This is a genomic window from Candidatus Methylacidiphilales bacterium (genome assembly GCA_025056655.1).
GTDB lineage: Bacteria > Verrucomicrobiota > Verrucomicrobiia > Methylacidiphilales > JANWVL01 > JANWVL01.
In genome coordinates this window covers 1-5,048 of record JANWVL010000137.1, presented here as the reverse complement: position 1 = coordinate 5,048, position 5,048 = coordinate 1, and the positions used below count along the sequence as shown (strand labels likewise).

Here is a 5,048-nt window from a genome sequence, read left to right as displayed (position 1 = left end):
CTTCGGCATCGCTTTCTCCTCGAAAAATCAAGCAATGCCAGCTTGCTAACCCTACTGGCTCACAGGCTGAGACTCGTGGTCAACAGGTACTTTATTGATTATTGATTAACCGTTCATAAATACTCATAATTTCAGAATAATGCTTATCTGAATTGTACTTTTTGTGTGCATGACGCCAGCCGTTGATGCCCATTTTAAACGCTATTTGTGGATTTGTTATTACATATTGTAAAGTACTAGCAAGAGCATCAACCGAGCCGACTGGTACAATCCAGCCATTGACATTGTGCTCGATAATTTCGCGAAATGCTCCTACATTACTCGCGATAACTGGTCTGCCCTGAGATAAAGCTTCAAGATTTGTAAGACCAAATGTCTCATTTAGAAGCGATGGATTCACTAGCACAAGACAGTGTCTGTATATATTCTGTAAATCGGAGCCAGTCAAATGTCCGAGCCAATGTATTGAATATGATACACCTAAATCACGTGCGCGTCTCTTCCAATAATTGATATTATCACCATGGCCTACGATTTTTAATGGTATCCGCGGTGGGGCAATCTTGGCATAGGCTCTTAACAACAAGTCTAGCCCTTTTTCTTCCGAAAGCCGACCCACGTAGAGTAGATAATGACCTAGAGCGTCAGGAGGTTGTGATGCAAAATCTGTATAGTTGTAAATAACGGATATTTTGCTACTGTCAAGGCCTAATCTGATAAGTTGATCGCGTTGATATTTGCTCACTGCGATGAAGTGATTTATTTTCTTTCGAGCACCAAGCGCATCGGATACATACGATTCTAGAGCTGACAACATTGACCGGATGATGCTGTTTCTATTACATCGATTAATGATGGCTTGCCAATATAAACGCCCTTGGCATGCATCACAAAATTTACCGTTCGAGCGCAAGGCATGTGTGGGGCATACTAGTTTATATTCATGCAATGTTTGTACGATAGGTATATTGAAATGCACGAGTGGTCTTAATATGCTGGCCGTTATTTGACCATAATATATATGGAGGTGTACAATATCAGGCCTGCGGTATTTAATTATCTGTTTAACTGCTTTGCGCGCTTCAAATGAATAAAGAAATCTGACGTAATCCGTGATGTATTCTGGTTTGGTTGTATTTATTAGTCGCAGTGGTTGGTGTGCATATAAATTTGTATATATATTATCATTGTGAAATGTCGATAAAGTGTAAACCTCATGACCGTGCTTATGCAGAAGACGCGCGAGTTCGAGAAAGTATTTATCACTGCCGCCTCTAATGTAATGATAGTTGTTTATGAGTAATATTCTCATCTTGACTTGAAGATACCAACAATCGAAAAGAATGAAAGTGTGTTTATAGGTTTAGTATTTGGAATACCACGACTGGCATAACGAAATGATTCTATTGAGCTCGTTTCGATACCATGAAACAATGCCTCAATGGCAGACAGAATGACAGTATTACGTAACGCAAGATTACTTTGCGTACGAAAATGACGCAGAGCATTTAGCTTACTGTTTGCATTTCCGGTGACAACAAAATCTGCCTCTTTGATCGTGAATGTCCACCAAGTGCTACGGTACCAGATGAGGCTGTTATGGGGTATAATTTCATAAGCGAGCTGTCCAATGACTTGATGATCGGGAGTAACATCATTTGGGGTTGGGCTAAGAACTATGTCGTAATCTGTAGAAAGATTGTGTAGTAATTTGATAAGACTATCCTTATGATGTTGTAATCTTCCATCGGGTAGACCGCAATATATTCGCTGACGGACGTTTAGACTAGCTATCGCTCTTTGTGATTCAAAACGTCGCTTCTTGGCGAGATTGATGTCACTGGAGTCTGTTAGATAAAACAGGGTTATTTCAGCTTTATTGTGGATCAATTCCATAAAATGATATAAACCAATGATCTCGTCATCAGGGTGTGGTACGAGGATAGCTACGTTATTTATATCTGGAATATTTATGTTGCGGTCCTGTTGATTATGCTTGTGTTTATATACACATCGGACCAGAGACGCACATCCAGAGACTATAAACTCAACGATATATTTATGTATGACTCGCGTCAATTTGTTCAAAGAGTCACGCCACATGACCTGTTTAACTTTAATAAACGATAACACCTTAATAAGTGTCACCGTAATCGGTGTCTTTCAGCAACCGCAACATACCCACACAACGACCATAATAAAAAAGACAGTGCCCTGAATTCAAGAATCCGTTCAACAAAGGCAGCAGGCAGCAAAATTAATATAGCAATCATGATCATTAGCGCGATTTGTTTATATTCTAAGTCCGAGTGCTTATATAATCTTACTGCGCGCAGTCTTAGATCGTAAAAAGCCAATAACAATAATATTAGTCCTACTGGTCCATAGTATACTAGGCAGGCCACAATAAAAACATCGTCGAAAGCTCCAAAAGACAATAATTTAGCAAACTCGCCTCCAAGAGTAGCAAGTTGGGCTTTAGCATTCATTTCATCGGCGCCATAACCAAGAGGCTTGAATGATGCCATAACCTCTCGACTTACTTCTGTAAGCATCCAGCCTCGTGACTTGGTGAAAGCTATTGACCAGTATTCTTCAGTCATAAGATTGTGTATAGACTCGTATGGTGAAATAGCTGTGCTCTTTTCTCGTACATACTCATTTTGTTCTAGAGAGCCAAAGATGAAGAATAACGATGCACCTGCTGCGCTAAATATTATATAGCGCACAACGAATTGTGTACGTTTTAATATATATGCAGTAATTAGTGGCACTAGTAGCGCTATAATGAACGCGGCGCGCTTGTAAGTTAAAAATATACCGACTAATAATGAAATATAGATGAGCCACCATTTATAAGACTCGAGAATTTTATTGGTTCTGACTGCATTGATGGCTGCATAGATTATAACTATCATCATGAAAAATGCGGCTGGAGCAGCTTTTCCGAAAGTACCATATGCGGCTCCCATTTTATCTAATTTGTCAGTTATTAAAGTGTGAATTGATGATAGTTCCAGTTCTATATCGGGGCCGCCAAAATATTTATCTCGAAATTCATCGCCCATGATATGTTGTACTGCGTTGATACTGGATTGTATTAGGGCAAGCAATATGACATAACCAAGCAACATTCTTAGATAGTGCGGACTAGGCAGGCTGCCTGATAAAACAATGATATAATAAATAGCTACATATCGCAGTGACGTGCGTATATTCAGTGCTGCCATTAGAAACGAGCCATCGTTGAGTAATGTAGATAGGAAAGATAAAAGCACAAAGAAGACAAGGGCATAATCAAACGTCGACGGCTTATAACTCGATATATGTCCACTAATCGCTCTGTTATAGATTAAAAGTGCCAATATAGCGTAAAGAAATAATTCCGGTAAAAGTTTAAGGTACAAGTATGAAGTCGGTGTTATATTTGTATATCCGTATATAGTTTCTTCGAATACCAGCCACGTTATAAATGTCGGCACTATAATGCTTGTGAGCCGTTTGTAAAACGTCATAGAGTGTTGCTCGTTATTTTATTCCGGATATTAGATTTATTATTAAATAATTATCTGGGCGTCTGATCTTATTGCATCAATAATATCCTGGGATAGCTCTATGGGATGTGCGAACTGTGAAGCAGAGAGTATCTTCTTGATGCTAGAGGCAATTGGCCTAAGCATGTTCTTCGTCTTTGGGGACGGTCTGAATGTGTATATAAACCATGCCCGTGTACGATAATAAATTCTTGCATGCCTGGCTGCATGCACACCGGTTGATATGTTTTTGACATCGAAAACAAAATTATCATAGAATGAAGGTTCGATGCCGCAGAACTTGCATATCTCACTGACGATACTATACGGGTCTGTCTTGAGCTGTGCAAAGTCGAATACTTTACACCTGCTGCCATATGCTTCGAGAAAATGTGGCAAATATTTATTCAGCCTATTTTGATCCAGAGCGCGTAAATAAATGGGCGTGTCCTTGTATACCGACTTGCCCAATTGAGCCTGAATATAATCTGTAAAGCTCATCTTACGTGGTAAATAGCCAAGTTGTGCTGCAAACTTATACCACGAGACCGCGCGTTCGACAGGGTCGCGTAGAACGAAAATAAATTTCGCTCTCGGCATGATATCTGCAATATGAATTGGTGTTCTACAATATAAATAATCCGGTGTCGATTCTAGCAATAACTTGGCGTCAGAATTGTGCCTAAAATACTTGATATAGTCTTCAAGGTTTTTGCCATTGTATCGTGCTGAACTCGGTAAAGGATAGTCTTTATCAAGAAAAAAACGTGTTTCTTTTACAACCGATGCGGCAATGTCTGGATGTTTAGAAAGCCAATTGAACAATGACGTAGTACCTGCTTTGGGCATGCCTCCGATGATCAGTAGGTCTGTATCCTTTAGGTTAGTGGTATGCATATATGGACACCTCGTATAACCCGTGATATTCAATGAACTAGGCCACTGAGGATGCAATTGAACGAGTCCGCCTCAAATTCCATGTCATATTGCTGCATAATTGAGCAGCGAAGTACGGTTTTACTTCGTTTATCCCGGGCAACGGCTATTCGTCCCATATCAGGCGTCCTGCGGGCACTATCCCAGCACACTGGAAGTACGAAGGTCGCTTGATGTTGAAACACGCTGACATCAACGTCATGGCAACGCTTGCACACGTCTGGTCCATGGTCCGGAATACCTTGGCGCCCATCGCTCAATCACGCAAACGCATGTTCTACCTGTGCCCGCGTTTTCGCGGTCGGGTCATTGCGCTCCTGTTGTGCCTCGGACAATGGCTTGTTCCTCTGGACTTTGCGCTGAATCTGTTGTCGGTAACCGTTCGCCTTTTTGCAAGGCATGACGCTCATCGGACGCATAGCCCTGTCTGCATTGACATCCCGGTGGTGTTGGCCGGGTCGAAGTCCGCCGAAGTGCTGGCTGTCGTTAGAATTGGCCATGTCAGTGACGATCTTGTGGATGAACTTACAGCCCTTATCGACATTCACCTTAAGCTTATAGATCTTGCCATACTTATAG

Annotated in this window: 5 protein-coding genes; all 5 read right to left on the bottom strand. The window is 41.1% G+C overall.

Translation table 11 applies throughout. The features are described 5' to 3' along the window. Positions 1–91 precede the first annotated feature (91 nt). A complete protein-coding gene (locus NZM04_08755; protein ID MCS7064111.1) occupies positions 92–1,312 on the bottom strand; it encodes a glycosyltransferase family 4 protein in 1,221 nt (406 codons plus the stop codon). Then, entirely contained in the window at positions 1,309–2,103 is a 795-nt protein-coding gene (locus NZM04_08750) for a PIG-L family deacetylase (GenBank protein ID MCS7064110.1), read from the bottom strand. The genes NZM04_08755 and NZM04_08750 overlap by 4 nt, the downstream gene beginning before the upstream one ends. Before the next feature lie 41 nt (positions 2,104–2,144). Continuing rightward, a complete protein-coding gene (locus NZM04_08745; protein MCS7064109.1) occupies positions 2,145–3,230 on the bottom strand; it encodes a hypothetical protein in 1,086 nt (361 codons plus the stop codon). A 327-nt stretch (positions 3,231–3,557) separates the two neighbouring features. Next, positions 3,558–4,430, bottom strand: coding sequence for a sulfotransferase (locus NZM04_08740; GenBank protein ID MCS7064108.1), 873 nt, complete (start codon positions 4,428–4,430; stop codon positions 3,558–3,560). 299 nt (positions 4,431–4,729) lie between these two features. After that, a partial coding sequence (locus NZM04_08735; protein MCS7064107.1) for a transposase occupies positions 4,730–5,048 on the bottom strand: 319 nt, incomplete at its 5' end.